Annotated in this window: 28 protein-coding genes; 13 read left to right on the top strand and 15 right to left on the bottom strand. The window is 71.7% G+C overall.

The genetic code is table 11. The features are described 5' to 3' along the window. Positions 1 to 3 precede the first annotated feature (3 nt). Entirely contained in the window at positions 4 to 2,541 is a 2,538-nt protein-coding gene (gene murE, locus KF837_36355) for a UDP-N-acetylmuramyl-tripeptide synthetase (protein MBX3232853.1), read from the top strand. Positions 2,542 to 2,600: 59 nt separating this feature from the next. Then, positions 2,601 to 3,137, top strand: coding sequence for a hypothetical protein (locus KF837_36350; GenBank protein MBX3232852.1), 537 nt, complete (start codon positions 2,601 to 2,603; stop codon positions 3,135 to 3,137). 355 nt (positions 3,138 to 3,492) lie between these two features. On the opposite strand, the gene KF837_36345 is transcribed toward KF837_36350, so the two are convergent. Both KF837_36345 and KF837_36340 read right to left on the bottom strand, forming a co-directional pair. After that, entirely contained in the window at positions 3,493 to 4,017 is a 525-nt protein-coding gene (locus KF837_36345) for a hypothetical protein (protein MBX3232851.1), read from the bottom strand. Continuing rightward, entirely contained in the window at positions 3,986 to 4,198 is a 213-nt protein-coding gene (locus tag KF837_36340) for a hypothetical protein (GenBank protein ID MBX3232850.1), read from the bottom strand. The genes KF837_36345 and KF837_36340 overlap by 32 nt, the downstream gene beginning before the upstream one ends. A gap of 44 nt (positions 4,199 to 4,242) precedes the next feature. Here KF837_36340 and KF837_36335 point away from each other — a divergent pair, with 44 nt between their 5' ends. From KF837_36335 to KF837_36325, 3 genes are all read left to right on the top strand, one after another. Beyond that, entirely contained in the window at positions 4,243 to 5,700 is a 1,458-nt protein-coding gene (locus KF837_36335) for a sigma 54-interacting transcriptional regulator (protein MBX3232849.1), read from the top strand. Between the two features lie 111 nt (positions 5,701 to 5,811). Beyond that, complete coding sequence (locus KF837_36330) at positions 5,812 to 6,030, top strand: hypothetical protein (GenBank protein MBX3232848.1); 219 nt, start codon at positions 5,812 to 5,814, stop codon at positions 6,028 to 6,030. 9 nt (positions 6,031 to 6,039) lie between these two features. Beyond that, positions 6,040 to 6,453, top strand: a complete 414-nt coding sequence (locus tag KF837_36325; protein MBX3232847.1) for a hypothetical protein — start codon at positions 6,040 to 6,042, stop codon at positions 6,451 to 6,453. On the opposite strand, the gene KF837_36320 is transcribed toward KF837_36325, so the two are convergent. From KF837_36320 to pqqB, 6 genes are read right to left on the bottom strand one after another with little or no spacing between them, the layout of a single operon-like run. Continuing rightward, positions 6,407 to 6,763: a rhodanese-like domain-containing protein gene (locus KF837_36320; protein ID MBX3232846.1), complete on the bottom strand. Its 357-nt coding sequence runs from the start codon at positions 6,761 to 6,763 to the stop codon at positions 6,407 to 6,409. The genes KF837_36325 and KF837_36320 overlap by 47 nt on opposite strands. Beyond that, a complete protein-coding gene (locus KF837_36315) occupies positions 6,760 to 8,112 on the bottom strand; it encodes an MFS transporter (GenBank protein ID MBX3232845.1) in 1,353 nt (450 codons plus the stop codon). The genes KF837_36320 and KF837_36315 overlap by 4 nt, the downstream gene beginning before the upstream one ends. A 12-nt stretch (positions 8,113 to 8,124) precedes the next feature. Beyond that, entirely contained in the window at positions 8,125 to 9,201 is a 1,077-nt protein-coding gene (gene pqqE, locus KF837_36310; protein ID MBX3232844.1) for a pyrroloquinoline quinone biosynthesis protein PqqE, read from the bottom strand. Continuing rightward, entirely contained in the window at positions 9,198 to 9,446 is a 249-nt protein-coding gene (gene pqqD, locus KF837_36305) for a pyrroloquinoline quinone biosynthesis peptide chaperone PqqD (protein MBX3232843.1), read from the bottom strand. The genes pqqE and pqqD overlap by 4 nt, the downstream gene beginning before the upstream one ends. Then, complete coding sequence (gene pqqC / locus KF837_36300) at positions 9,443 to 10,135, bottom strand: pyrroloquinoline-quinone synthase PqqC (protein ID MBX3232842.1); 693 nt, start codon at positions 10,133 to 10,135, stop codon at positions 9,443 to 9,445. Before pqqC ends, pqqD begins: the two co-directional genes overlap by 4 nt. Continuing rightward, positions 10,132 to 11,025 (bottom strand): pyrroloquinoline quinone biosynthesis protein PqqB, encoded by an 894-nt coding sequence (pqqB, locus tag KF837_36295; GenBank protein ID MBX3232841.1) that lies wholly within the window; start codon positions 11,023 to 11,025, stop codon positions 10,132 to 10,134. The genes pqqC and pqqB overlap by 4 nt, the downstream gene beginning before the upstream one ends. Before the next feature lie 55 nt (positions 11,026 to 11,080). On the opposite strand from pqqB, the gene KF837_36290 reads away from it, so the two are divergent. The 3 genes from KF837_36290 (at position 11,081) to KF837_36280 (ending at position 14,523) form a co-directional block, all read left to right on the top strand. Then, complete coding sequence (locus KF837_36290) at positions 11,081 to 12,427, top strand: cytochrome P450 (GenBank protein MBX3232840.1); 1,347 nt, start codon at positions 11,081 to 11,083, stop codon at positions 12,425 to 12,427. Between the two features lie 122 nt (positions 12,428 to 12,549). Then, positions 12,550 to 14,295, top strand: a complete 1,746-nt coding sequence (locus KF837_36285; protein MBX3232839.1) for a PQQ-dependent sugar dehydrogenase — start codon at positions 12,550 to 12,552, stop codon at positions 14,293 to 14,295. Positions 14,296 to 14,370: 75 nt separating this feature from the next. Beyond that, positions 14,371 to 14,523 carry a hypothetical protein gene (locus KF837_36280; protein ID MBX3232838.1) on the top strand — a complete coding sequence of 51 codons (153 nt, stop codon included), beginning with the start codon at positions 14,371 to 14,373 and terminating at the stop codon, positions 14,521 to 14,523. A gap of 34 nt (positions 14,524 to 14,557) precedes the next feature. Here KF837_36280 and KF837_36275 read toward each other — a convergent pair whose 3' ends face one another. Then, entirely contained in the window at positions 14,558 to 14,779 is a 222-nt protein-coding gene (locus KF837_36275; GenBank protein MBX3232837.1) for a hypothetical protein, read from the bottom strand. Between the two features lie 157 nt (positions 14,780 to 14,936). Continuing rightward, positions 14,937 to 17,411: a hypothetical protein gene (locus KF837_36270; GenBank protein ID MBX3232836.1), complete on the bottom strand. Its 2,475-nt coding sequence runs from the start codon at positions 17,409 to 17,411 to the stop codon at positions 14,937 to 14,939. Positions 17,412 to 17,538: 127 nt separating this feature from the next. On the opposite strand from KF837_36270, the gene KF837_36265 reads away from it, so the two are divergent. Beyond that, a complete protein-coding gene (locus KF837_36265) occupies positions 17,539 to 18,903 on the top strand; it encodes a penicillin-binding protein (protein MBX3232835.1) in 1,365 nt (454 codons plus the stop codon). Here KF837_36265 and KF837_36260 read toward each other — a convergent pair. Then, entirely contained in the window at positions 18,819 to 19,451 is a 633-nt protein-coding gene (locus KF837_36260; protein MBX3232834.1) for a thymidine kinase, read from the bottom strand. The genes KF837_36265 and KF837_36260 overlap by 85 nt on opposite strands. Positions 19,452 to 19,607: 156 nt before the next feature. Between KF837_36260 and KF837_36255 the strand changes: the two genes are divergently transcribed. Further along, on the top strand, positions 19,608 to 19,856 hold the full coding sequence (locus KF837_36255) for a hypothetical protein (protein ID MBX3232833.1): 249 nt from the start codon (positions 19,608 to 19,610) through the stop codon (positions 19,854 to 19,856). A gap of 3 nt (positions 19,857 to 19,859) precedes the next feature. Here KF837_36255 and KF837_36250 read toward each other — a convergent pair whose 3' ends face one another. Together KF837_36250 and KF837_36245 are read right to left on the bottom strand one after the other, a co-directional pair. Beyond that, positions 19,860 to 21,104 (bottom strand): TIGR02996 domain-containing protein, encoded by a 1,245-nt coding sequence (locus KF837_36250; GenBank protein ID MBX3232832.1) that lies wholly within the window; start codon positions 21,102 to 21,104, stop codon positions 19,860 to 19,862. After that, on the bottom strand, positions 21,101 to 21,484 hold the full coding sequence (locus KF837_36245; protein MBX3232831.1) for a hypothetical protein: 384 nt from the start codon (positions 21,482 to 21,484) through the stop codon (positions 21,101 to 21,103). Before KF837_36245 ends, KF837_36250 begins: the two co-directional genes overlap by 4 nt. 56 nt (positions 21,485 to 21,540) lie before the next feature. Here KF837_36245 and KF837_36240 point away from each other — a divergent pair, with 56 nt between their 5' ends. Beyond that, entirely contained in the window at positions 21,541 to 21,717 is a 177-nt protein-coding gene (locus tag KF837_36240; GenBank protein ID MBX3232830.1) for a hypothetical protein, read from the top strand. Between the two features lie 17 nt (positions 21,718 to 21,734). Here the strand turns inward: KF837_36240 and KF837_36235 are convergent, their stop codons facing one another. After that, positions 21,735 to 22,256: a hypothetical protein gene (locus KF837_36235; protein MBX3232829.1), complete on the bottom strand. Its 522-nt coding sequence runs from the start codon at positions 22,254 to 22,256 to the stop codon at positions 21,735 to 21,737. A 49-nt stretch (positions 22,257 to 22,305) separates the two neighbouring features. Here KF837_36235 and KF837_36230 point away from each other — a divergent pair, with 49 nt between their 5' ends. After that, a complete protein-coding gene (locus KF837_36230) occupies positions 22,306 to 23,670 on the top strand; it encodes a 3-deoxy-7-phosphoheptulonate synthase (protein MBX3232828.1) in 1,365 nt (454 codons plus the stop codon). A 106-nt stretch (positions 23,671 to 23,776) separates the two neighbouring features. After that, positions 23,777 to 24,043 carry a hypothetical protein gene (locus KF837_36225; GenBank protein MBX3232827.1) on the top strand — a complete coding sequence of 89 codons (267 nt, stop codon included), beginning with the start codon at positions 23,777 to 23,779 and terminating at the stop codon, positions 24,041 to 24,043. A 15-nt stretch (positions 24,044 to 24,058) separates the two neighbouring features. Here the strand turns inward: KF837_36225 and KF837_36220 are convergent. After that, on the bottom strand, positions 24,059 to 24,252 hold a 194-nt coding region (locus KF837_36220), incomplete at its 5' end, for a hypothetical protein (GenBank protein MBX3232826.1).

The raw sequence follows: 24,252 nt of genomic DNA, 5'->3' as shown, positions 1-24,252 counted from the left end.
TCCGTGTGGCCGCTCCACGCCTCCGCCGTCGCCGAGGCCTGCGGGGTCGAGACGAGCGCCGAGCTCGAGATCCATGGCGTCACCGCGGGCGAGCGTGAGCCGCGCGGCGACGAGCTGTTCGTCTCGCTGAAGGAGGACGACTGGGACGGGCACGCCGACGTCGACCGCGCGCTCGCGGCGGGGGTCCCGCTCGCGCTGGTGTCGGATCGGGCGCGCGGCGACTCGACGCTGCTCGTCCCCGACACGCGCGTCGCGGTGCGCGCGCTCGCGGCGCGCTTCCGGCGGGGCTTCACGTTCCCGGTCGTCGCGGTCGGCGGGAGCAACGGCAAGACGACGACGAAGGACCTCGTCGCGGCGGCGCTCACCGGCGGCGGCCGCCGCGTGACGAAGACGAGCGAGACGCAGAACGGCTGGACCGGGATCCCGTTCACGCTCCTCGATCGCGCGCATCGCCGCGCCGCGCCGCCGGACGCGCTCGTCGTCGAGGTCGGCATCGACGCCCCCGGCGCGATGGCCGACCACGCGCGCGTCGTCGATCCCGACCTCGCGCTGCTCACGATGATCGGGCCGGAGCACCTCGCCGGGCTCGGCGACCTCGAAGGCGTCGCGCGCGAGGAGCTCTCCTTGCTCGAGGGTACGACGCGCGGCCCGCGTGTCTTGAATATGCAAGATGCACGTATCGCGGAGTGGGCGGGCGCGCGCCCCGACGACGTCCGCGTGGGGCCGGGCGGAGACCTCGCGTGGCGCGACGTCTCGACGTCGCCGCTCGTGACCGCGATCGAGGCGACCTGGCGCGGTGGGTGGACGAGGCGCTTCGCGGTCCCGCTCGCGGGGGCGCACAACGCGGCGAACCTCGCGCTCGCGGTGGCGGCGGCGGCGGCGCTGGGGCGGAGCGGGGAGGAGATCGCGGCGGGCCTCGCCGGGTTCGTCGCGCCGGAGATGCGGTGCCAGGTCCACCGCCTCGCGAACGACTGCGTGTTGATCGACGACGCATACAACGCATCGCCGCCGAGCATGGCGGCGGCGCTCGCGCTCCTCCGCGCGCCGGCGTGGGCAGAGCGTCCGCTCGTCGTCGTCCTCGGCGACATGCTCGATCTCGGGGCCGCGTCGGGCGAGCACCATCGCGCGTTGATCGCTCCGCTCGCCGCGCTCGTCGCCGAGCGCGGCGCGCGCGTCTACTTCGCGGGCGAGGCGATGCAGGCGCTCCTGCCCGAGGTCACCGGCGCGCGGATGCTGCCGGCGGAGCTCGACCTCGACGTCGCGGGGAGCGTGACGCTCGTGAAGGGCTCGCGCGGGATGAAGCTCGAAGGTGTCGTCGCGACGCTCCGCGAGCGCGCCGAAGAGACGACGCCGGAGGACCTCGTCCCGTTCCACGAGGCGTTCCGGACCGTGTGCGTGACGGGGACGAACGGCAAGACGACGACGACCTCGCTCGTCGCCGCGATCGTCGCCGCCGCGCGCGAGCCGTCGTGCCGCGTGACGACGATCGGCGCGTTCGTGGATCGAGAGCAGGTCGAGACGGAGGCGAGCGGGGCCGCGTTCGTGCGGACGCTGCTCCGCGCGCGCGAGGCCGGCGTGCGGACGCTCGCGGTGGAGACGAGCTCGCAGTCGCTCGAGCGCGGCTTCACGAAGACGTGGCCCGTCCACGCCGGCGTGTTCACGAACCTCTCGCGCGATCACCTCGACTACCACCGCACGCCCGAGCGCTACCTCGGCGCGAAGGCGCAGCTCTTCATGGACCTCCCGCCCGGCGGCGCGGCGGTGCTGAACCTCGCCGATCCCTCGAGCGCGCTCCTCGACGAGGTGACGCCGCCGAGCGTGCGTCGCTTCGGCTACGCCGCTCGCCCGATCGATGAAGAATGCAAGCATCTCCCGGCCGCCCTCGTCGCGGAGGACGTGACGATCGACGTGCACGGCACCCACGCGCGGCTCGCGCCTTCGCCGATCGCGGACGGCCTCGGCGGGCGCCTCGACCTCGGCCTCGTCGGCCACGTGCACATGGAGAACGCGCTCGGCGCCGCGCTCGCGGCTCACGCGCTCGGTTATTCGCTCCCCGTGATCAAGGAGGCGCTCGAGCGCTTCGAGGGTGTGCCGGGCCGGTTCCAGATCGTGCGGCGCGAGCCGATCGTCGTCGTCGACTACGCGCATACGCCCGACGCACTCGAGCGCACCTTGGCGACCGCGCGCCTACTGACCAAAGGACGAGTGATCGTGGTCTTCGGGTGCGGCGGCGATCGCGACCCTGGCAAACGCGCGGAAATGGGCGCCGCGGCGACGGCTTTCGCGGACGTCGTCTACGTCACGAACGACAACCCGCGGAGCGAGGACCCGGACGCGATCGCCGACGCGATCGAGCGTGGGGCGACGCGTTCCGTACATCGCATCCTCGATCGTGCGGCGGCCATCGCGACGTCCATTGCAGACGCCGCGGCGACCGATATCGTCGTGATCGCGGGGAAGGGACACGAGAAGACCCAGACGATCGGCGACGTCGAGTCGCCCTTCGACGACGTCGAGATCGCGCGCTCTATTTCGCGTTGAAGAAACCCGAGCGGGGTCCCGTCCATGTCCGAGCGATCGGGGTGGGGAAGAAACAAACGATGAAGGTCAACCGCGAACAGTTCCTGGCTGCTGCTCTCCTCTTTGCGTCGACCACCGGCTGCGGAAAGCTCGGCGACCGGATGAAAGGCGAGTTCAACGCCAGCAAGGATCCGGTGGTGGCGCCCGTCGAGACGGATCCGGCCAACCCGGGGAGCGCCGCCGATCCAGCGGCGCTCGCGCGTGGCGGCGAGGTGAAGACGAGCGGCAACAAGCCGGTGGCGGTCGCGCCGGTCGCGGCGAAGAACGGCCCGACCACGGTGAAGGCGGTAGGCCCGGCGAACGAGGGCATCGCGCCCGCGAAGGAAGCCGGATGGGGCCCGTCGCAAGAGACCGCCACCAACGTCGCCCCCGCCCGCGAGCTCGCGGGTGGTCCCACCGCCGAGGGTCCGTGGAAGCCGCGCCCTGGCGGCCCCGCCGCCGAGAACGTGCGCCCCGCGCGCGGTCCCGCCGCGGAGGGTCCGTGGCGCCCGCGCCCGGGTGGCGGCCCCGCCGCCGAGAACCCCCGCCCGCCGAGGCCGGCGCCGAAGAAGGCCTGACATCGCGCGTCCGTCGTGCGGCGCGTAGGCATAGTCATTTGTTTTCCGCGCCCGTGTCCGACTGGACAGGGAGATCGAGCGCCTTAGCCTGCGGTTCGTGCCGGGGGCTCGGTGAGCAACGTCGTCCAGCTCGCGACGAGCTCGCTCGATCTCGACGCGCGCAGAGCACCTGGCAGAAGCCCTGAGCGTTGCAGCGACCCGTGAAGACGGTCGGGTATGCAGCGACGCCTGCGTCGGCGACGCGGGGCCCTGCTGGAGCAGCCACGTCGAGAGATCGACGCCGTCCAGGTGCTCGATCACGATGTACGGTGCCCGGTCTCGTCGATGAGTGGGCTGCAGAACGCGGCTCCGCCGCCTAGGAACGTCGCTTCCGGCCCTCTTTCGGTCCGGGAGCGCGTCCTCGCTTCGCCGTGGCCTGGAGCAGGCGCGCGGTTGCCTCGAGCAACACGAGCGCCGCGCGATCCTTCGCGCGGCCGGCTGCGCGCTTGCTGGCGATGATGCGTTGGAGCGGAAGCACTCGTATCGCGAGGCCGCCGAGGTCGAACGCGATCGAGCCGGCGTACTCCGCCGCGAAATCTGGCAGGCCGTCCATCGTCGTTACGACGTCGAACCGCTCGCCTGCGGCTCCAGCGAGCCTTGGCGGCTGCATCCGCGTGACCCACGCAGCGCCGGCGCGTCGCGCTGCCTCGCCGATCCGCTCGTCGGCGATGTCTTCGAACCAGAGATTGATGTCCTCCGTCGCGAGCGTTGCTCCCTGAAGCAGCGCGGCGCTCATCCCGACCAGGAGGTAGCGGACTCCCAGGTCGTTGAGGGCGGTCAGGAAAGCCCGCTCCTCGCGGCTGAGCGAGTCAGCGGCGTTGGGGGCGTCCGAGTCGGCCATGGGCGAGTCCCCGTCGCAGGCGCTCGGCGGGGGAGCGTTCGAGTTGCTTGAGCACCCGGTAGACGTCGTGCGGATCGAGCGCCAGGCTCGCCGCGAGGGCGCGTGCCTCGGACCGGACGCGCTCGTCCTCGACGAGCCACCGCTCCTGTTCGGGCGTCAGATCGTCGCGCTGCGCGGGCATCGTGGTGATCGTAGCACTGGCGCGCGGGGTAGACTCGTGCGGGCATGGACCGAACCGCTGCGCTCGGGCGTATCGCGCTCCGGATGACGCGATCGCTCGAGCCGGGGGAGGTGCTCGCGGAGATCGTGCGGGCGCTCGTGGGCGATCTCGACGCGGCGATGGCGCGGGTGTGGCTCGTCGCGGCGGAGGATGTGGGGGTGCTCTCGCTCGTCGCGAGCGCGGGGCTGTCGGAGCGGCTCGACGGGTCGCACGCGCGCGTGGCGATCGGGGCGCTGAAGATCGGACAGATCGCGGCGCAACGAACGCCGCTCTCGAGCAGCGACGTCCTCGCCGATCCGCGCTTCGTGGAGAAGGAGTGGCTGCGCGCGAACGGGATCGTCGGGTTCGCGGGGCATCCGCTCCTCGGATCGAACGGCGAGCTCCTCGGCGTGCTCGCGATCTTCGCGCGGCGGGCGCTCGCCGAGGAGGACCTCGCGTCGATCGAGATCCTCGCGGCGCAGGCGTCGGTCGCGATCGCGAACGCGAAGCTCTACGCGCGCGTCGAGGAGCTCACGCGCAAGCTCGAGGCGGAGAACGCGTACCTGAAGGCGGCGCTCCACGAGCCGCGCGGCATCCTCGGCAAGAGCGCCGCGATCCAGCGTGCGCTCGGCGAGGTCCGCAAGGTCGCGCCGACGACGGCGGCGGTGCTGATCACCGGCGAGACAGGGACGGGCAAGGAGCTCTTCGCGCGCGCGGTGCACGAGGGGAGCCCGCGCGCTCGCGCGCCGCTCGTCCGCGTGAGCTGCGCGGCGCTGCCGCCGACCCTTATCGAGAGCGAGCTGTTCGGCCACGAGAAGGGCGCGTTCACGGGCGCGGTCGCGCGGCGGATCGGGCGCTTCGAGCTCGCGCACGGCGGCACGCTGTTCCTCGACGAGGTCGGTGAGCTGCCGCTCGAGGCGCAAGCGAAGCTCCTCCGCGTGCTGCAGGAGCACGAGATCGACCGCGTCGGCGGGACGCGCCCGATCCCGGTCGACGTGCGCATCGTCGCCGCGACGAACCGCGACCTCGCCGCCGACGTGAAGGCCGGCCGCTTCCGGAGCGATCTCTACTTCCGGCTCGCGGTGTTCCCGCTCGTCGTGCCGCCGTTGCGCGATCGCAAGGACGACATCCCGCTCCTCGCCGCGGCCGCGTGCCCGAAGCCGATCGACGACGACGCGATGGCGTACCTCGAGGCCTACGACTGGCCGGGCAACGTGCGCGAGCTCCAGAACGTCCTCGAGCGCGCGGCGATCCTCGCGCGCGATCGCGTTCGCCTCGCGGACCTGCCCGAGCTGACGACGGCGCCGCCGCCGAGCACGACCGCCGGCGACGCCCCGCTCAAGGAGCGGGTGAACGCGTTCGAGCGGTCGATCCTCGAGGACGCGCTCCGACGCGCCGACGGCAACCAGTCGGAGGCCGCGCGCCTCCTCCGCACGAGCCGCGCGACGCTGCAGTACCGATTGAAGACGCTCGGGATGAGCTGAGGCTGGGCGGCCTCGGTCGCCGAACCTCCGGCGCCTGCCGAATCTTCGGCAGCTCGGCGGCGCAGAATCGCTCGCGATTTCCGCGGCGCGCGGCGTGCAACGTGCGGGGGTATGCGCGAACGAGCCTGTCACTGCGGTCATCGCCGGGGCGACCCCGCGATTCAAGAGGAGCCCGAGTACACGACGTGGGGATGGATCCTCCTCAGCATGTTCGGGATGACGCCGCGTCCTCATCACATCGCGTTCCGCTGCCTCTACTGCCGCGCGGAGGTGGCGCGCTCGCGCGATCCGAAGCTCCTCGCGTGCCGCTCGCTGCCCAAAGCCGCGTAGCATCGCGGCATGCGCCGTCCGCTCTTCGTCGGGCTCGGGCTCACGCTCCTCGCGTGCTCGTTCCAGAAGCCGTGGGACGTGAAGGACGCGCCGAAGTCGCCGCCCGATCTCCAGTACCGGACCGGCGTCGAGGTCGGGCACGACGTCTACGTGTGGCGCTGCTACGAAGGGAAGCGCGTCGTCGTCTCGCAAGGCGGCTCGGCCTTCTGCGGAGCGAGCGCGCCGCGGCTCTCCACGAGCGCGTGTGGACCTGGTCCCGAAGACGAGGTCGCGGAGCGCGCGCACGACGTGCCGGAGTCGCTCCGCTGGCCCGGCAGCCCGCCGCCGGCGCCGCGCATCGCGCACGAAAGCGAGAGCGTCAGCGAGAGCGACGCTGCTACTTCTCCACCGGCAAGCTCGAGCGCGACCAGCCCGGCTCCGTGATCTCGCCGAAGGGGCCGCGCGCGGCGTCGAAGCCGGCGCGTTGATCGAGCACGTCCGTGTAGCCCGCGGCGAGGAGCGCCTTCGCCGCGCGCAAGCTGCGGCCGCCCGCCTTGCAGCCGACGACGATCTTCGTGTCCTTCGCGAAGCGCGCGTCCATGAGCGCGACGAAGTCGTCGCCGAGGGGCACGTTGACCGCGCCGGCGGGGCGGCCCTCCGCGAACTCCTCGGGGGTCCGGACGTCGACATAGGTGTAGCCCTCCGCCATCTTCGCGTGCGCGTCGGCGGGGGAGATCCTCACGGGCTCGGTCATCGCGGCGACGCTACCACGGGTCGCACGACGCCGAGGAGCGCGCCGCACGCGCCGAGGCACGCCGCGACGACGAGCGCCGCGCGGAAGCCGAACGCACGATCGAGCGAGGCTCCGAGCGCGACCCCCAGCGTCATGCCGAGGTTCCGCGCCGTCGCCGCCATCGCCGCCGCGATCGACTGGCGGTCCTTCGGCGCCGCGCCCATGATGAGCGCGCTGTTCGGCGCGACGTAGAGGCCGGCGCCGACGCCGACGAGCGCGAGGGAGACGACGAGCGCGGGACCTTGCTCCTCCGCCGCGCGCGCGACCGCGAGCATCCCCGCCGCGATGAGGAGCATGCCGCCCGCGCTCGGGAGGCGCGGACCCCAGCGGTCGGCGATCCATCCCGACACCGGCGCGACGAACGCCATCACGATCGGCTGCGCGGTGAGGTAGCCGCCGGCTTCCGCGGGGCCGAGGCCGGCGCGCTGGAGCTGGAACGGCAGGAGCCACGACGAGAGCATGAACGTGACGGTGTAGAGGAGCGTCGCCCCGAGCACGCCGAACGCGAACGGCGGCTGCCGCAGGAGGCGGAGCGGGAGGAGCGGCTGCGCCGCGAGCGCCTCGTGCCGCACGAACGCGCCGAGCGCGACGACGACGAACGCGAGGATCGCGAGCACCGGCGCGCTCGACCAGCCCTCGCTCCGTACGCGATGCAGCGCGACGAGCAGCGCGGCGAAGCCGGCCGCGAACAGCACCGCGCCGCCGAGGTCGAGCGAGCGCCAGCTCGGCCGCTCCGCCGCCGCGCCCGCGCCCGCTCCCCCGTCGTCCGGCTCGAGGAGCGCGAGCGCGAGCACGCCGCCGAGCGCGCCGGCGCCGGCGATGACGAGGAAGACCGCCTGCCACCCGAGCCGCGCCGCGAGGAAGCCGCCGATCGAGGGCCCGAGCACGAGCCCGACGTACGTGAGCGCGAGCTGCGTCCCGAGCGCGCGCGCGCGACGCGCCGGCGGCACCGCGCGCGTGACGATCGCGGGGCCGACCGCCATCAGCATCGCCGCGCCGCAGCCTTGCATGACGCGGGCGCCGACGAGCGCGCGGAGGAGGGGCGCGCCCGCGCACATCGCGGAGCCGGCGACGAAGAAGCAGAAGCCGGTGAGGTACACGCGCTTGCGGCCGAGCACGTCGGCCGCCTTGCCCGCGAGCGCGAGCAGGCACGTGATCGCGAGGAGGTACGCGGTGAGGACCCAGCTCACGTCCTCCTTCGTGACCGCGAGGTCGCGGGCGATGACCGGCGCCGACACCGCGACGAGGCTCGTCGACAGCCCCGCCACGAACGCCCCGAACGACGCGACGAACAGCGGCCGCCGCGTCATCGGCACCTCACGTCAGCGGCCTCGGTAGAGGTAGCGGCGCTCGGCCGGCGGCGCGGCGGCGCGCGCCTCGGTCACGATCGCGTGGCTCGCCGAGAGCGAGCACGCGGGGTCCGTGTTCGCGGCGTCGCCGGTGAGCGCGAAGGCCTGGCAGCGGCAGCCGCCGAAGTCCTGGTGGCGGCGGTCGCAGCTCTTGCAGGGCTCCTTCATCCACGCGTCGCCGCGATAGGCGTTCAGCGCCTCGGAGTTGGCCCAGATATCCGCCAACGAGCGCGCGCGGACGTCGTCGAACTTCAATGAGGGGATGCTCGTCGCGGCGTGGCACGGCAAGACGCGGCCGTCCGGCACCATGTGGATGAACCGGCGCGCCCAGCCGTCCATGCAGGCCTTCGGGGTCGTGCCGAAATAATCCGGTTTCACGAAGAGGACGTCGATCTTGCCCTCGAGGCGCTTCTTGTGCGCGGCCGCCTTCGCCGCGGCCTCCTCCAGCTGCGCGGCGCTCGGCATCAGCTGATCGCGATTCGTCAATGCCCAGGAGACGTATTGCGTATTGGCCAACTCGAGGCGCGACGCGCCGACCGACTCCGCCATCGCGACGAGCTCGTCGACCTCGTCGAGGTTCGCGCGATGCAACACCACGTTCATCGTGAGCGGCAGTCCGAGGTCGCGCACCCAGCGCATCACCTCGAGCTTCTGCGGATAGGCGGCGAAGCCCGCGATCTCGTCCGAGCGCTCCTTTCTCGCCGACTGAATGCTGACTTGCACGTGGTCGAGTCCGCGCTCGGCCAGGCCCGCGAGGCGCTCCTTCGAGAGCGGCACCCCGCTCGTCACGAGGTTGGAGTACAGCTCGAGCTCGCGCGCGCGCGCGACGAGCGCCTCGAGGTCCTTGCGCGAGCACGGCTCGCCGCCGGTGAAGTGCACCTGCACGACGCCGAGCTCCTCCGCCTCGCCGAGGACGCGCGTCCACTCCTCGGTCGTCAGCTCGCCGTCGTGCTCCTTCAGGTTCGTCGGATTGGAGCAATACGGACACTTGAGCGGACACCGATAGGTCAGCTCCGCGATCAGCGTGTACGGCCGCGGCGCTTCGCTCACGGCTCGAGGAGCCCCTTCTTCTGGAGGTCCTCGAGCACCGCGAGCACGTCGGCCTGGACGCTCTGCCCCGCGATCGCGTCGAGCTCCTGCACGATCTGCTCGACGCTCCGCGTGCCGTCGCAGCGCTCGACGATGAGCTTCGCGCTCTCGTTCAGGGCGAGGCCGCGCTCCGGGTACATCAGCATGTGCTTCCCCGAGTGCCGGTCGAACCGCAGCCGCGCCTTCTTCGCGAGCTTCGGGTTCACGCCGAAAATGCCCGATCCACCGCGTCGAGCAGCGCCCAGAGGATCTGCGTCTTCACGATGAGCGCGTCGATGCAGCGCTCTTGCACCTCCCGCGTCGTGGCGTGGGCGATGACGTAGTCGATCGCCTCGTGCGAGTCCTGGCGCGCGCGCGTGACGCGGCCGCGGAAGTACTCCATCGTCTCGGCCTCGACCCACGGGTAGTGCTGCTCCCACGCCACGATGCGGCGCGCCATGATGTCGGGGGAGAAGAACTCCGTGAGCGAGGAGGCGACCGCCTCGACGAGGGGACGATCGCGGACGAGCTGGACGTAGGAGTCGCACGCGAAGCGGACGCCGGGGAGCACGTTCTTCAGCGACTTCACTTCGTCGACGTCGAGGCCGACGCCCTTCGCGAGGCGGATCCACTGCGCGAGCCCGCCCTCCCCTTCGGCCTTCCCGTCGTGATCGTGAATGCGGTGGATCCACACGCGGCGGAACGCGGGATCATCGGACTTGGAGAGGATGATCGCGTCCTTGATCGGGATTCGTGTCTGGTAATAAAAGCGGTTCTCGACCCACGCCTGGATCTGCCGGCGCGAGAGCTTCCCGGCGTGCATGCGCACGTGGAAGTCATGATGATCGTGATACCGCTTTGCGCCTTCGTCACGCAGGCGCGCGATGAACGCCTCCCGATCGAGCGGCTCCGTCATAGCGAGATCTCCATTCCGTCGTAGGCGATCTCCCAACCCGCGGCGAGCACTTGCTTTCGCTCCTTGGAGTCGGGAGCCAAGATGGGATTCGTGTTGTTGATGTGCGTGTAGATCTTCCGCCCGCCGATCTTCAGCTTTTCGAGCGAGACCGAGACCGGGACGTGCGCCATGTCGCGCGCGTACGACTTCGAGAGCCCCGCCTTCACGAGCTCGTCCTCCGTCCAGAACGTGCCGTCGAAGAAGACGACGTCGTGCCCGTCGAGGTGCGCTCCTTCCTCCGCGCTCGCGCACGCGGCGGCGTAGGCGAGCGTCTTCCCCGCGTCGTCGGTGAACGAGAGGCCGACGTTGTCCTCCGGCGACTCCTTCGCGTGGCCGACGAAGTGGACCGGGAGCTTGCCGGCGGCGGGGAAGGCGCGCACCGAGAGGCCGAGCGGCTCGCCGGTCGCGTCGGCGAGCGCGGTCGGCTTGCCGATCTCGAGGTTCCGCACGACGAGCTGCCCCTCGAAGCGGCGCAGCGTGCGGATGAACGCGCTCTCCTCGAGCCCGCGCTGCACCGCCGCGGTCATGTAGAGCGCGAACGGCGTCGACTCGCGGAGCGAGAAGAGGCCCAGCACGTGGTCCATGTCTCCGTTCGTGAGGATGACCGCGCTGATCGGCGTGTGGCGCGCCGAGCGCGGCCAGAGCGCCTCGTTCTTCTGCACCTGCGCCAGGATCTCGGGCGAGGCGTTGACGACCGCGTAGCGCGCGCCGTCGGCGGTGACCGCGATCGAGTCCTGCGTGCGCGCCTCGTACCCCGGGCGGCCTTCGCGCACGGCGACGCAGTTCGCACAGCCGCAATTCCATTGTGGGAACCCGCCGCCGGCGGCGGCTCCGAGGACGATGGCGCGCATCGCGGGAATGCTACCCGCACTCGTCCGCGCCGACGAGAGGACCTATAGCTCTTCCATGCCCACGCTGCCGCCCCGCAAGCACTCGATGGCGTACTCGTCCTGGCGCTGGATGCGGTCGCCGTATCCGTACCTCGACGAGCTCCGCGCGCTCCACGGCGAGTCCTTCCGCCTCGGCATCTTCGGGATGGAGGTGAACGTCTTCTCGAACCCGGACGACGTGCGCGAGGTCTTCTCCGACGGCGGCGACGAGCTCGAGGCGGGCCGCTTCAACCAGACGCTCGCGGTGCTGCTCGGCGATCGCTCGGTGCTGATGGTCGACGGCGAAAAGCACCTCCGGAAGCGGAAGCTCCTCCTGCCGCCGTTCCACGGCGAGCGCATGCAGGCGTACGGGCAGACGATGCTCGACGTCACCGACGACGCGATCGACGCGATGCCTCACGGGCGGCCGTTCGCGTTCCACGAGTCGATGCAGGACGTCACGCTCCGCGTGATCGTCCGCACGATCTTCGGCTTCGAAGGACCGCGCCTCGAGCAGATGGTCACGAACACGAAGCGGCTCCTCGACCTCGGCGCGTGGGCCCCGCTCCTCATCCCCGCGATGCAGTTCGAGCTCGGCGGCTACAGCCCGTACGGCCGCTTCCGCCGCGCGGTGGACGCGAGCAACGACCTCCTCCATCGCGAGATCGACGGCAAGCGCGCGTCCGGCGTCCGCGGTCCCGACATCCTCTCGCTCCTCCTCGACGCGCGCGACGACGCGGGCGAGCCGATGTCGCGCGAGGAGCTCCGCGACGAGCTCGTGACGCTCCTCGTCGCGGGGCACGAGACGACCGCGACCGCGCTGAGCTGGGCGATGAAGCACCTCCTCGAACAACCGGCGCTCTTCGCCGAGCTCCACGCCGAGGTCGAGGCGCTCGGTCCCGATCCGAAGCCCGAGGCGATCAACAAGGCGCCGCTCCTCGACGGCGTCGTCCGCGAGGCGCTGCGGCTCATCCCCGTCATCCCCATCGTCGGGCGCGTGCTCGCGACGGACCGCACCGTCGGCGGGATGGACATGAAGAAGGGGGAGCTCGTCGTCTGCTCGATCTACCTCGCCCATCGCCGGCCCGAGGCGTTCCCCAACCCGGAGACGTTCGATCCGCGCCGGTTCGTGGGGAAGAAGCTCTCCGCCCACGAGTTCTTCCCGTTCGGCGGCGGCATCCGGCGCTGCATCGGGATGGCCTTCGCGGTCTACGAGATGAAGATGGTGCTCGCGCGACTGGTGTCGCGCTGCGGCTTCGCCTTCGAGGGCAAGAAGCCGGTCAGGATGGTCCGCCGATCGATCACGATCACGCCGAGCGAGGGCCTTCGCCTCGTCCTCGAGAAGCGGAAACTAAGGCCTTCTCTCGCGATCCGGGCCGCATGAGGTCTGAGCTACGCAGGATCCGCGATCGAAAAAATTACACCGGTCCATCATCGAAAACCTGAAAGGTTTCGTGTGGGGCCTATGTAGGTGAGGGTGGCCCCACGGTTGCAGTATGCCCCACCATGCGCTCGGCGATGCTCTCCCTGGCCGTCCTCGCGACCCTCTCGCTCGCCGCGTTCGCGCCGGCCTGCGGGGCCCCGACCGACGAGGACGAGGCGCTCGACGAGGGCTCCGGCGAGGAGGCGTACACGACCGAGGGCACCTGCGACGGCCTCCCCCGCCTCAAGACGCTGAAGACGCCGCCCGGCATCTGCGTCGGCCTCGTCACGCAGGGCTTCACGTACTCGCGCGGCATCGCGGAGCTCCCGAGCGGCGACTTCGTCCTCGCGGAGATGGGCGGCTGGGCGCAGGACCGCGGCGCGGTGTGGCTCCTCCGCCGCCTCCCGAACAAGACGTTCTCGAAGACGCGGATCGCGAAGCTGATCGACAAGCCGAGCGGCGTGACGGTGGGGCCCGACGGCCTCCCGTACATCGGCACGCCGACGGGCGTGTTCCGCTTCGATCCCTACGAGGCGACGGTGGACCCCGTCCCGCGGACGGGCCCGTTCCGCACCACGGGCGACTACAAGCAGCCGCGCTTCAAGGTCGTGATCAAGGACCTCCCGAAGGGCGATCCGTACCGGCATCCGCTCAAGAAGATGGTCTTCGACAAGCGCGATCCGTGGAAGCTCTACGTCAACATCGGCTCCGCCTCGGACAACTGCGAGACGGGCAGCGGCTCGAGCCGCCGCTACGCGCTGCCGTGCGTCGAGGCCGAGGGGAACAACGCGCTCGGCACCATCCGCGCGTACGACCTGAACAACGCCGAGCACGTCGCGACCGGCTTCACCGTCGTCGCGCGCGGCCTCCGCAACTCGATGGCGCTCGCGGTGCACCCGACCAGCGGCGCGCTCCTCCAGGGCGAGAACTCGCGCGACTCGATCGAGAAGGCCGACGCGTCGTACCGCGACACGGAGGCGGACTTCCCGCACGAGGAGCTCAACGTCATCGTCCCGGGCGCGCACTACGGCTGGCCCTACTGCTTCGACAACAACGCGGTCAGCCCCGAGTACCGCGGCCGCGTCGACTGCTCGCGCTACACCGCGCCGGCGCTCCTCCTCCCCGGTCACGCCGCGCCGCTCGGCATGACCTACTACGACGGCTCGCTCCTCCCGAGCGCGTACAAGGGCCAGCTCATCGTCACGTACCACGGCTATCGCGACAACGGGCACCGCCTCGTGATGGTGCCGGTCGACGCGAACGGCATCCCCGGCGGCGGCGAGCCGCTCGACATCATCCGCGGCTGGGAGAAGAGCGCGGACGGCCGCGAGCCGCTCGGCGCGCCGGTCGACGTCCTCGCGGCGAAGGACGGCTCGCTCTACATCACCGAGGACAAGAACGGCAACGTCCTCCGCCTCTCCTTCAACGCGGCCGAGGGCAACGGCCTCCCGATGCGCGCGATCCCGATCGTCCGCCCCGGCGCCGATCCCGCCGTCGAAGCGCGCTGCCGCGAGCTCTCGCGCAAGAACGACGCGATGTCGGTGATGCAGAAGGAGGTCCTCGACAAGAACTGCACGAGCTGCCACGGCGTCGGACCCGGCTATCCGGGCAACCTCCGCCTCGACAAGTGCGACGCGGTCGGCAACTGGAAGCGCCTCACCGAAGCGCGCGGCGCGCGCCCGGCCCTCGTGCAGGGCGGCGACATGAGCAGCGAGCTGGTCCTCCGCATCCAGGGCGAGGGCTACCCGCAGATGCCGGCCGGCGGCATCGATCCCGAGTCGTTCCACGCCCTCGAGGAGTGGATCCGCGCCGGCGCGCCCAAACCCTGAGAATCACGCGCGAAAAATTCACCTTGCGCGTTCGGAAATCCGAGTCAGACTCATTGCACACAAGGTAGGACGAACATGTGGAACAAGCCCGAGATGGTCGAGATCAAGATGGACGCCGAGATCTCGTCTTACCAGGACGACAACTACGACCCGATGAAGGACGGCCCGCTCTTCGTCAGTGAGCGCCCGCTCGAGACCGAGATCGAGACCGTCATCCCGCGCGCCTGAGCGCTCGGAGCCACGTCGTCATGAAGCGCCCTCCCTAGCGGGAGAGGCGCTTTTCGACTTTCCGGCGCTCGAGCGCGAAGAAGGCGGTGGCGAGGAGGCCGAGGACGGTCCCGCAGGCCGCGAGGCTGCGGAACGAGCCGAGCTCGGCGGTCCACCGTTCGTAGGGCATCACGAGCGCGGAGGCGCCCATCGCCGCGAGCACCACGCCGCCCCACACGAGCGCGACGAGCGACGCGACCAGTTCGATCCGAGGCACGAGGCCATGAGGAGGCACGAACGGCGCCACCTCCGGCGCGGGCGGTCGTGCGCGGCGATCGCTCGTAAAAAGCGGGGCGCGGTACGGTCGAGCGGGGCGCGCGTGGAGCCGCGCGTTCTCGGTCCGGTGTGAAGACCCATGCGAAATGCTGCAGGTGTCAGCGACAGCTGCCGCGCTCGGCGACGGCGGCGTCGGCGGCGCGCTTGAGGAGCGTGCGCGACTTCGGGTCGCGGAGCGGGGCGAGGCGCTTCTCGATGTCGGGGGGGTGCAGCATGCCGAGGGCCTCGAGCGCGGCCGTGCCGATGCGCTCGTCGGCTTCGTCGACCGGCGACCGCGCGAGGATCGCGAGGTGGGTCAGGCGATCGGCTGCGCTCTGCACGCAGAGCTTCCCCAGCGTCCGCGCCGCGAGCGCGCGGACCTCGACGTCCTCTTGCGTGTCGTCGAGGCGCGCCCGGATCGCGCTCGCCTGGCCCGCCGCGCGGCTCGCCCCGAGCGCGACCACCGCCGCGGCGCGCACCTTCGCGCTTCGGTCGCCGAGCCCCTTCGCGAGCGCGGCCGGCTCCGCCCCCGTCGCGCCCAGCACCTCCGCCGCCGCGACACGCACGAAGGTCCACGTGTCACCGCCGAGCGCCCGCGCCGCCGCCGCGCCGCTCGCCTTGGAAGAGGACGCGTCGTGGCTCGAGCCTGCGCCGTTCGTCGGGGAGCGACTCGGGTTCGAAGCGGCGGCCATCGCGTGGAGGGCGGCTTCGCGGACGCGGGGGTGCGGGTCGGCTGCGCCTTTCATGCGCGATGGCTGCATCGCGGGGAGCGTGGCGCTGGCCTCGAGGGCGCGGGCGCGGACGGGCCACTCCGGATCGTTCGCGAGGGACACGAGGCGCGGTACGTCGCCGAGCTGGGCGGCGGGCTCGGCGACGAGCCAGCGCGTGCGCATGTCCGGCGTCGCGGCGAGGACCTCGGTGAGCGCGGCCTCCGCTTCCGGGCGCAGCTCCGCGAGGCGCGGGCCGAACGCGCGCACGAGGTCGAGCCGCGCGTCCGGCGTGAGGCCCGGTCGCGCGAGCGCGGCGGTGAGCTTCTCGCGCGTCGTCGCCGTCGCTGCCCGCGCGAGCGCGGCGCGGACCGCGCGTCGTGTCTCCGTCGCTCCCGCGCCGGCGACCTCGCTCAGCGGATCGAACGCCGCCGCGGGCGCGATCGACGCGAGGAGGCCCGCCGACGCCGCGCGCCGCCGCTCCTCGCTCGAGCGCACCGCGAGCATGAGCGACTCGGTCGCCTGCTTCCCGCATCGCTCGATGCGGCCGCTCGCGCGGCGGCGCACCTCGCTCGCCTCGTCCGCGAGCGCGCGGGTGAGGAGCTCCATTGCGGGGCCGCCGCACGTGCCCGCGCTCGACGCGACGTCGACCGCGAACGCGCGGGCCTTCGCGTCGAGCGAGGACCACCGCGCGCTCACCGCCGCGAGCGCGGGATCGCCGCCGCGTCGCAGGACCGCCGCCGCCTCGTCCGCGCGGGCGCCGGAGAGCTCCTTCGCGACGTCGTCGAACGTCGCGCCGTCGACGTCGAGCTTCGTGCGCGCCGCGACCTCCGCGATCGTCACGACCGGCGCGGCGCGATCGCCGTCGTACGCCTCGTCGAGCACGAGCGCGACGCACGACGTGCGGATCGGCTCGGGGAAGGGGACCTCGTACGCGACGTTCGCGCGCGCGTCCTCCGGCATCGTCACGTGAAAGAGCCGCGCATCCGTCGCGACGAAGAACGTGCGCGGCGCCACGCGCTCCGGCGACGGCGTCGCGTGCCCCGGCGCACCGCGCTCCGCCGCCGGCGGCGCGTGCGCGGGCACGGGGGTGACGACCAAAGAGTGCAGCGGCGCTTCGGTTGGGGCGCGCATCGCGACGAACTCGCCGTGGCCGTCGCCGGGGCGCTCCTCGCTCCACGCGGTCTCGAGCTTGCCGTCCGTGATCGCGGGAGCCTTGCCGCCGCTCGCGCCGCTCGCCGCGAGCAGGCGCGCGAGCGGCGGACGCGCGGTTCCGCCCATCGCGACCGCGACGATGCGCGTCGCGGCGTCGCGCTCCTTCTTCGCGATGCGATGGAGCGAGGCGCCGCGGAGCGCGAGCGTCTTCGCGTCGAGGCCGCGCACCGAGAGCGGGGTCGTCGCCTGGCCGCAGATGCGCGTGTCCTCCCGCACGTCGGCGACGAGCACGAACTTCGTCGCGTCGTCGCGATCGGTCACCTCCACGATCTGCCCCGTGCGCTCGCCGTCCTCGCCCGCCGTGTAGCCGGTCGGTCCCGCGAAGACCTCCTTGCCGCCGGCGAAGACCGCGTCCCACGTGCGCGCTTGCCATGACGCGCTCGGAAGACCGAGCGCTCCCTCCGTCGCGTGGACGTGGAGCACGTGCCTGCCTTCGCCGATCGCGATCGTGCTGATGCGCGCCTCGGGCTTCGCGAGCGGCAACGCGATCGACCGCGTCGCCCCGCCGGCCCGCACCTCGAGCGTCGCGCCCTTCAGCGTCGCCTCGACGCCCTCGAGCCCGCCGCCGCCCGGCGCGACCCCGTGCGCGTCCGCGAACGCCGCTCCGGTGAAGAACAGCGCGGCCGCGAGCGTTCCAAGGCTGCGAAAGCACCTCCTGGGAAAAACCCTCATGTTCCGGGCCACTATCCGTCGATTCGACCCACTGGACGATCCATTTCTTTGCCCGGTCGAAGCGGACCGTGTCACACGATTCGGCATGCGACGGCCTCCCCTCGCGACGAGAAAAGTAGCAGCGGTGGTGGCGGTCCCGATCGCCCTTACGGTGGCGGTCCTCCTCGCGCGGCGCGGACGCGCCGACACGCCGCCGTCGATCGCGAAGCTCACCGCGCCGCAGGCGGCCGCCGCCGCCGTCGCGCCGCCGCCGCCCTCGTTCGCGGGCGTCGACCTCGCGAAGATGGAGGTGAAGGACAGCGGCGCGACCGCGCTCCTCCCCGACAAGCGCACGGTGAAGCTCTCGGTCGAGCCCGCGCTCCAGCGCACCGCCGACAACGTCATGTCGATGCACCACCTCCCCGAGGCGGCGGTCGTCGTGATGGAGGTCGACACCGGGCGCGTCCTCGTCTACGCGAGCCACGTCGACAAAGGGCCCAAGCGCGACCTCGCGATCGAGGCGACCGCGCCGGCGGCGAGCGTCTTCAAGGTCATCACCGGCACGTCGCTCGTGGAGCACCAGCAGGCGACGCCCGACCAGAAGGAGTGCTACTCCGGCGGCGAGCAGCGGCTCCTCGCGCACGACCTCGTCCCCGATCCGAAGCGCGACAAGTGGTGCACCACCGTCGCCCTCGCGATGGGCCGCAGCGTCAACACCGTGTTCGCGCGCCTCGCGCTCGCGCACCTCAAGCCGGCCGAGCTCGACGAGACCGCGAAGGCGTACGGCTTCAACGCCGCGCTCCCCTTCGACGTCCCGGTGCAGCCGAGCACCGCGAAGTTCCCCGAGGACCAGCTCGGCTACGCCCGCACCGCGGCCGGGTTCTGGAACACCACCCTCTCCCCGCTCCACGCCGCGTGGATCGGCGCCACCCTCGCGCGCGGCGGCGAGCCGGTGCGGCCCGTGCTCATCACCGACATCGTCGACGACGGCAAGGTGAAGTGGAGCGCGTCGACGCAGCCGCTCCCGCAGAAGCGGATCATGAAGACGGAGACCGCGCAGGCGGTCACGCGGATGATGGAGACGACGGTGAGCGACGGCACGTCGTACCGCGCGTTCCACGACGCGAAGGGCCGATCGTTTCTCCCCGGCGTCGCGGTCGCGAGCAAGACGGGCACGCTCACGGACGCGAGCACGCAGCGCTTCTACACGTGGTTCGCCGGCTTCGCGCCGACCAAGCCGGTCGAGATGCCGGAGGTCGACGGCGCGACCCTCGCCCAACCGAAGAAGGTCGCGTTCGGCGTCCTCGTCGTGAACGATCCGACGTGGACGATCAAGGCGAACGTCCTCGCGCGCGAGGTGCTCCGCGCCTACTTCGCCGCGCAGAAGGTCCCCGGCGTGAGCGCGCCGCGCGGAGCGGCGAAGGACGATCAGTCGCGCGAGCGCGACGGCGAGCCTTCGGGCGGCGCCTCGACGACGCCGGCGACGAAGCACCGCCGGCAGCGCGGCTCGTAGTCCGCCGCGCCGCCGACGAAGAGCTGCCCCTCCGTCCCGACGAGCCGCTGCGACCGGCACGCGGGCGCGCCGCAGCGCGAGCACACCGCCTGCAGCTTCGTGACGTACTCGGCGACGCTGAGCAGCGCGGCCATCGGACCGAACGGGCGGCCGCGGTAGTCCTGGTCGAGGCCGGCGCAGATGACGCGCGCGCCTGCGTTCGCGAGGAGGTCGACGACGTCGATGATCGCCTCGTCGAAGAACTGCGCCTCGTCGATGCCGATGACGTCGGGCAGCTTCGCGAGGTCGAGGAGCGACAAGAGCTCCGCGGAGCTGCCGACCGCGGTCGCATCGGCCTTGATGCCCTCGTGGCTCACGACCTTCACGTCGTCGTAGCGGTTGTCGATGCGCGGTTTGAAGAGGACGACGCGCTGCCTCGCGAGCCGCGCGCGCTTCACGCGGCGGAGGAGCTCCTCGGTCTTTCCGCTGAACATCGAGCCGCAGACCACCTCGACGCACCCCCGGCGGTCGCCCGAGGCAAAGGACAAAGGCTCGCCGTGCAGCGACATCAGGGCCCGTCTACCCGCGAAAAAGCCGCGGTACAAGCCTCGGCGGCAGCGGCGGAGGCCGCCCGGAGACCACGGCCAAGCTCGCGGCTCTCCACAGCTTATCGAAGCCCCAGCGCCGCCGTAGACGCGGCCGCTGGCAATGCTAGATTGGGTTTTGTGGAAGTCGTCCTCCGCAAGCTCGGAAAGGGGTCGCGCGCGGTCGCGGGCCGCCTCGTGAGAGCGCCGCGGAAAGGCTCCGTCGTCGTGATCGAGTTCCCCGACGGCATGCACGAGTACGTGACGACGCCGGTGAAGCGCGTGCTTCGTCTCGCGGGCCGCGAGGTCTTCTACATCGAGACGATCAACAGCCGCTACCGCCTCGAGGTGCGCGGTCGCGAAGACGCCGTCGCCGAGAGCGCGGGCTGACGCTCACGTCTCGCGCGGCGCGTGCTCGGGCCAGCGCTCCGCGAGGATGCGCGCGGCGGTCTTCGTCGCGGGCCTGACCTTCAGCGTGTCGACGGACGCGAGCGCCGCGCTGTCGACGAGCGCGCGCGCCTCCGCGGCGCCGACCTTGAACCCGCTCAGCGCGAGGTGACGGAGGCGCGCGAACGGCGCGCGCGCGAACGGCATCGCGGAGCCGAGGCCGCTCGACGAGGTGAGCGTCAGCGCGCGGAGGCGCGGCGCGACCGCGCTCGCGAGCAAGGCGTCGATCGCGCTGAAGCGCGGCGCGCCCGTGACGGCGAGCGCCTCGAGCCGGTCCGCGCGCTCGATGATCGCGCGCGCGAGGACGTCGTCGAGCGGGAGCGTGCTTCGAAGCTCGGTGAGCTGCGGGAGGAGGTGGCTCTCCGCGAGGGCGGCGGCGACGCCGGTCTCCTCGCGTCCCGGCGTCAACCGTAGCGAGCGGAGGGCAGGGAGGTGCGCCGTCGCGAAGAAGTCGATCGCGGTCGTGCGCGGGACGAAGAACAGCTCGAGCTCGCGGAGCCGCGAGAGCGACCAGCGGATCGGCGCGATGTCCGTCATGTTGATCTCGAGCCACTCGAGCCCGTCGGGAGGCGCGGTCACGACCGCCGCGTTGCGCGCGGCGTTCGGCCAGTCGAGCCGGACGCCGCGCAGCGCAGCGCGGAGGTGCGGGCCCTCGAGCGTGAGCCGATCCTCGTTCGAGCCTTTCGTGAGCGACGCGAGGAGCGGACGTGCGGCCGCGGGATCGAGCTCGAGGAGGACGTGCTCGCCGGAGACCTCGAGGCGCTCGAGCCGCGCCGCGAACGGCGCGCGGAGGAGGTCCGTCAGCTCGCCGAGGCGAACGCCGTCGTCGGGCGCGCGCGTCGAGAGGACGCGGAGCGGGTGGTGCGCGAGCCGCGCCGCGTTCGGTGAGAGCGACTCGAGCGGCGCCTCGCGCAGCGTGTCGACGAAGCCGCGATCGAGCGTGACCCTCCACGTCTCCCAGTCGGAGAGCTCCGCCGTCCAGTGCGCGAGGTGCTCGCGCAGGAGCTCCTGCACCCGGAGCCGGTGCTCGCGGCGGCGCCCGCATTGCAGCACGATGAGCTCGCCGAGCGCGGCCTCGCCCCGCTCGATGAGGCGATCGGCGTAGACGAGCCTCGGCGCGTCGTCCTCCGGCGCCGCGAGCACGGCGCGGACGAGCGGCTCGTCTTCGGGCGCGGGGACGAGGCCGCTCACCAGACGCTCGGCTCGAGGAACGGCCACCGCGCCCGGAGGACAGCGAGCGCATCGCCGCCGAACGAACAGCGGAGCAACCGGAGCTCGTGGACGCCGGCGAAGGCCGCCGCCGACGCGAGCGCGCCCGCCTCCTCGCGCGAGATATGGAGATGCTCGAGCGCGAGCGCGCGGAGCGCCGCGAACGGTGCGGCGAAGAGGGGGAAGAGCGGGACGCGCTCGTCCTCGCGCTGGACGAGGGACAAGGAGCGGAGGCGTGGGACGAACGAGCCTTCGAGCAAGGCCTCGAGCCCGGCGCTCGTGACCGCCCCTCCGAGCCGGAGGTCTTCGAGCCTCTCTCCGCGGGCCGCGATCGCGGCGCCGACGTCGCGATCGAGCAGCACGTTCAGGTCATTCCAGGTTGACGGGGGCCCCGCGCATCGTGTTGGATGCGCCCCCCATGGGTAAGTTCGACCGCCGCAACTCGCAGAAGATGAAGCGCCGCAAGGCGCAGGTGAAGAAGAAGACGCGCCTCAAGGCGAAGCGTACTCCTGCTACCGCGCCGGCGAAGGCCCCGAAGAAGGCGGCGGCGAAGAAGTCGGCCCCCCCGAAGTCGCAGTCCGAGCCGAAGGTCTAGCTCGGGCTTCGCCCGTCTCAGTCTGCCGAAGCTGGCGCGTTCTCCGTCGATCCGAGCCGGATCGTCGGGAACTGCGCCGCTTTCTTTTGTCCGGGCGGCGCCTCGCTCGGCAGCGGCAGCGGCGCGGGGACCGGCTCGCCGAGGAGGCCGACGTCTCCGTCCGAGTGCGTCTCGTCGACGAGCTGCCAGGCGCCCTTGGTCTGGTGCCACGACTGCCGGAGGAGCGTGTTGTGGAGGTCGCCCTGATCGACCCGGTACCACGCCACGCGGACGAGGCTCTCGGCGTCGTTGTCGCCCTTCATCTTGAAGCCGGCCATCTCGTAGTCGGCGACGCGGATGGCGCCGCCCCACGCGCGGTGCCGGACGAGCCACGCGTCGCGATGCGAGGGCGCGACGCGCTCGGTCGCGAGCTCCATCCGCCCGAAGCGTGAGTTGATGTTGAGCTCGGTCGCCGCCTCCTGCGCGCGCGCGGCGGGGGACATTGGCGCCACGATGGCGCACCCGGAGAGGAGGAGCAGGGTGGCGGCGGCGAAGCGCATGCTCGACCGAGAGCACGCCGGTTCTCCGCGGGCCAAGTAAACGGCTAGGCTGCGGGTCGTGGCTTGGACCGCCCTATCCTGGAAAGAGAAGAAACACGCGCAGGACGTCAGCTATGACGATCCGGCGCTCCTCACGCAGACGGTCGAGAAGCTGAAGGCGCTCCCGCCGCTCGTCACGTCGTGGGAGGTCGAGCGGCTGAAGGACCTCGTCGCCGAGGCGCAGGCCGGCAAGCGCTTCCTCCTGCAGGGCGGCGACTGCGCGGAGACGTTCGCCGACTGCCAGCCGGGGATCATCGCGAACAAGCTGAAGATCCTCCTCCAGATGTCGCTCGTGCTGATCCACGCGTCGAAGAAGCCCGTCATCCGCGTGGGGCGGCTCGCGGGGCAATACGCGAAGCCGCGCTCGAGCCCGACCGAGACGAAGGACGGCGTCACGCTGCCGAGCTTCTTCGGCGACATCGTGAACCACCCGGAGTTCACGCCGGAGGCGCGCCGCTTCGATCCGCGCGCGATGCTCGACGCGTACGGCCACGCCGCGATGACGCTGAACTTCGTCCGCTCGCTCGCGGTCGGCGGCTTCGCCGACATGCATCACCCCGAGTACTGGGACCTCGGCTTCATGGCGCGGGCGGACCTGCCCGACGATATACGTGCAGAATACAAGATGATGACGGAGCGGCTCTCGGAGGCGCTCCGCTTCATGGAGGCGATCGGCGAGAAGAAGGTCGACGAGCTGTCGGGCGTCGAGTTCTTCACGAGCCACGAAGGCCTGAACCTGCACTACGAGTCGGCGCAGACGCGGCGCGTCCCCCGCCGCGACGGGCACTACCTGCTCACGACCCACATGCCGTGGATCGGCGAGCGGACGCGCGCGCTCGACGGCGCCCACGTCGAGTTCTTCAGCGGGATCGAGAACGTGGTCGGCGTGAAGCTCGGGCCGAAGGTCGACCCAGAGGACGCGGTGAACCTCTTCACCGCGCTCTCGCCGACCAACGAGCCGGGGAAGCTCGTCGCCATCACGCGGATGGGCGCCGCGAACGTCGAGAAGGCGCTCCCGCCGCTCATCGACGCGGTCCGCCGCGCGAACCGCCGCGTCCTGTGGGTCTGCGACCCGATGCACGGCAACGGCATCACGACGAAGAGCGGGCTCAAGACCCGGAGCTTCGACGACATCCTCCTCGAGATCGAGCGCACGTTCGCGACGCACCTTCGCCTCGGCACCGAGCTCGGCGGGGTCCACTTCGAGCTGACGGGCGAGGACGTCACGGAGTGCATCGGCGGAGGGCTCGACGAAGCGGATCTCGACAGGCGCTACCTCTCCGTCTGCGATCCGCGCCTCAACTACCGGCAGGCGCTCGAGATGGCGCTGCGGCTCGGCGGCTGGATGTCGGGGACCCGCCGCGCGCGGCTGTGAGCCGCATTTGACTGCTCATCCGTACAGATGTGGTGGGGAAACGACACCCCGTCGCTTGACCGGGCCCGGGCCCGCAAGTACTCGATCGAGACCGATGGGTAGTCGCATGAGTTGGCCGGAAATCCGGCAGAGCGGCGCATACCGAGGGCGCTGGGTAGCGCTCGACAACTGCCGGTACGACGCGAAGACCGCCGAGCCGGTCGAGGGCACGATCATCGACGCCGACGACGACCTCGTCGAGCTGTGCAACCGGATCAAGCAGGGCGAAAACAAGCACTGCGCCATCCTCTTTTGCGACGACGACGGCGAGCTCTCGCGGCCGTCCGCGACGATCGAGCGCGGGGCCGGCTCGTCGTTCCCGCCCACGCACTGACGCGGCTCGCGCGCCTCAGCCCTTCTTGACCTGGCTCGGGAGCGGCGGCGGAGGGCGGCGGCTTCGCGGTCCGCCTTCGAGGTCGGGAACGCTCGGGGCAGGGGGCCGTGCGGGTGCGGCGACAGGGATCGGGAGGCGGCGCTCGCTCGGCGGGGGCGGGGCGACCGGCGGCTCGGCGGGCATGCGGCTCACGGAGCTCGGGAGGCCGA

The organism is Labilithrix sp., from assembly GCA_019637155.1.
Lineage (GTDB): Bacteria > Myxococcota_A > Polyangia > Polyangiales > Polyangiaceae > Labilithrix.
The sequence above is the reverse complement of the archived record's forward strand: the minus strand, read 5'-3'. Positions and strand labels throughout refer to the sequence as shown.

What these genes read in the sequence shown, in the direction of transcription:
- KF837_36350 (MBX3232852.1), top strand. Translation starts at nt 2,601, where the DNA reads ATGAAGGTCAACCGCGAACAGTTCCTGGCTGCTGCTCTCCTCTTTGCG.
- KF837_36345 (MBX3232851.1), bottom strand. Translation starts at nt 4,017, where the DNA reads ATGGCCGACTCGGACGCCCCCAACGCCGCTGACTCGCTCAGCCGCGAG.
- KF837_36340 (MBX3232850.1), bottom strand. Translation starts at nt 4,198, where the DNA reads ATGCCCGCGCAGCGCGACGATCTGACGCCCGAACAGGAGCGGTGGCTC.
- KF837_36335 (MBX3232849.1), top strand. Translation starts at nt 4,243, where the DNA reads ATGGACCGAACCGCTGCGCTCGGGCGTATCGCGCTCCGGATGACGCGA.
- KF837_36330 (MBX3232848.1), top strand. Translation starts at nt 5,812, where the DNA reads ATGCGCGAACGAGCCTGTCACTGCGGTCATCGCCGGGGCGACCCCGCG.
- KF837_36325 (MBX3232847.1), top strand. Translation starts at nt 6,040, where the DNA reads ATGCGCCGTCCGCTCTTCGTCGGGCTCGGGCTCACGCTCCTCGCGTGC.
- KF837_36320 (MBX3232846.1), bottom strand. Translation starts at nt 6,763, where the DNA reads ATGACCGAGCCCGTGAGGATCTCCCCCGCCGACGCGCACGCGAAGATG.
- KF837_36315 (MBX3232845.1), bottom strand. Translation starts at nt 8,112, where the DNA reads ATGACGCGGCGGCCGCTGTTCGTCGCGTCGTTCGGGGCGTTCGTGGCG.
- pqqC (MBX3232842.1), bottom strand. Translation starts at nt 10,135, where the DNA reads ATGACGGAGCCGCTCGATCGGGAGGCGTTCATCGCGCGCCTGCGTGAC.
- pqqB (MBX3232841.1), bottom strand. Translation starts at nt 11,025, where the DNA reads ATGCGCGCCATCGTCCTCGGAGCCGCCGCCGGCGGCGGGTTCCCACAA.
- KF837_36290 (MBX3232840.1), top strand. Translation starts at nt 11,081, where the DNA reads ATGCCCACGCTGCCGCCCCGCAAGCACTCGATGGCGTACTCGTCCTGG.
- KF837_36285 (MBX3232839.1), top strand. Translation starts at nt 12,550, where the DNA reads ATGCGCTCGGCGATGCTCTCCCTGGCCGTCCTCGCGACCCTCTCGCTC.
- KF837_36280 (MBX3232838.1), top strand. Translation starts at nt 14,371, where the DNA reads ATGTGGAACAAGCCCGAGATGGTCGAGATCAAGATGGACGCCGAGATC.
- KF837_36270 (MBX3232836.1), bottom strand. Translation starts at nt 17,411, where the DNA reads ATGAGGGTTTTTCCCAGGAGGTGCTTTCGCAGCCTTGGAACGCTCGCG.
- KF837_36260 (MBX3232834.1), bottom strand. Translation starts at nt 19,451, where the DNA reads ATGTCGCTGCACGGCGAGCCTTTGTCCTTTGCCTCGGGCGACCGCCGG.
- KF837_36240 (MBX3232830.1), top strand. Translation starts at nt 21,541, where the DNA reads ATGGGTAAGTTCGACCGCCGCAACTCGCAGAAGATGAAGCGCCGCAAG.
- KF837_36235 (MBX3232829.1), bottom strand. Translation starts at nt 22,256, where the DNA reads ATGCGCTTCGCCGCCGCCACCCTGCTCCTCCTCTCCGGGTGCGCCATC.
- KF837_36225 (MBX3232827.1), top strand. Translation starts at nt 23,777, where the DNA reads ATGAGTTGGCCGGAAATCCGGCAGAGCGGCGCATACCGAGGGCGCTGG.